Origin of the sequence: Flavobacterium fryxellicola, assembly GCF_900143245.1 — a bacterium.
Taxonomy (GTDB): Bacteria; Bacteroidota; Bacteroidia; order Flavobacteriales; family Flavobacteriaceae; genus Flavobacterium; species Flavobacterium fryxellicola.
In genome coordinates this window covers 1-1,414 of record NZ_FRDK01000030.1, presented here as the reverse complement: position 1 = coordinate 1,414, position 1,414 = coordinate 1, and the positions used below count along the sequence as shown (strand labels likewise).

The 1,414-nt window shown below is 33.2% G+C and carries 1 protein-coding gene and 1 pseudogene; both read right to left on the bottom strand.

Annotated features, from left to right (window positions below; all coding sequences use genetic code 11):
* Positions 1-22 precede the first annotated feature (22 nt).
* Positions 23-976: an ISAon1 family transposase gene (locus BUA03_RS16290; RefSeq protein ID WP_175542108.1), complete on the bottom strand. Its 954-nt coding sequence runs from the start codon at positions 974-976 to the stop codon at positions 23-25.
* Between the two features lie 19 nt (positions 977-995).
* Positions 996-1,286: pseudogene (locus tag BUA03_RS17235) on the bottom strand (ISAon1 family transposase N-terminal region protein).
* Between the last annotated feature and the right edge of the window lie 128 nt (positions 1,287-1,414).

Sequence of the window (1,414 nt, the reverse complement as noted above, 5' to 3'; positions counted from 1 at the left end):
GATCAAGAACAAAACTTGGGGATTAGGCAAATAACTTAGTTAACCTAAACAGGAAGAAATCTACTTTTCTCACTCCTCTAAATTGATTTCTGAATGTTTTAATTTTAGCATTGAAGGATTCTGCAGAAGCATTTGTACTTCGTTTATCAAAGTAGTTTAGTATAGAATCATAATTGATTTTTATAGTGTTCATGATTGTATTGAAGCTTTTAATCCTTAAATTTTCCACATCGTTGTACCAATGTGCTAATTTTGTAATGGCTACTGATTTATCTGTATTGTTGTTATAAATGTTGCGTAATTTTTGGCTCAAAAAATAGACGGTTTTGATTTCTGGATATTCTTCGAATACTATTGCGGCTCTTTCTTTTTGACTCTCACTCCATTTATTTGGACTTTTATATAATAAGAACCGACTTCTGGTGAGTAATTGTTTAGCAGTATCTCCATTACTAAATTCTTTAGATACAAATGGTGTTTTATTGACTTTAGCTTCGGTTATGCTTACGTTTTCTTTATCTAACGCATCCCACTTTAGCCTGATTCGGACTTCTTGAACGGCTTCTAAAGCGAGTTTTTGAACATGAAATCGATCTGTAACTTGTTTGGCTTTTGGAAACGATTTTTTAGCAATTAATTTCACACTGTTAGCCATGTCAAGGGTGATTTCGGTAACTTGATTTCGTTTTTTCAGATCTATTTTCTGCAAATGACTAATAACAACTTCTGATTTTGTTCCTGCAATGATAGCTACAATAGAGCTCTTCTTTCCTTTTGTGGCTTTATTGGTGACGACCGTGTAAAGTTCTCCCATTGATAGATTTACTTCGTCTATAGATAAACTATAACCCATGTTTTCAGGAAAAATTAACCAGTCTCTCGCGTGTTCACGTTGTTCCCAGGTTGAGAAGTTGCTGAGATGTTGTTTATATTGTCTTTGTAGTTTTTTTCCATTAACACCAAAGAAAAAGCCAATAGTATGACAATCGTTTGCTTTAGTATCTATTAATTTCTTTTAAAAAAGCCGCAAACTCATGAGTCATGCGGGTTCCTTGTGCTACGATATTCCAATCACGTTGGATGATTTCTTGAGATAATTTGTCAGTCCAGCATCGTTTTTTAATGTGCAGGTATACAAATTTCCCTCGAAGTGGAAAATCCTAAATAGTAATCTCATTTAAGAAGCCTTTAGAGATAAGTTGTCTATTATTATATTCTTTTGGTGATGTGCTTTTTTCTTCAAAAAATAGATGCATTTTCTCTTGCTCGAGTTTGGTATTTACCAAATCAAAGTGATCTACAATTAATTCAGGAAGGATAAGTTTTAAGAGATCTATGTAATTTTCCAAAGCTTGTTATTTTGGCAGCTAAGTTAAGAAATCTTCAATTCCTCCCCAACTTTTAGGATTGATCC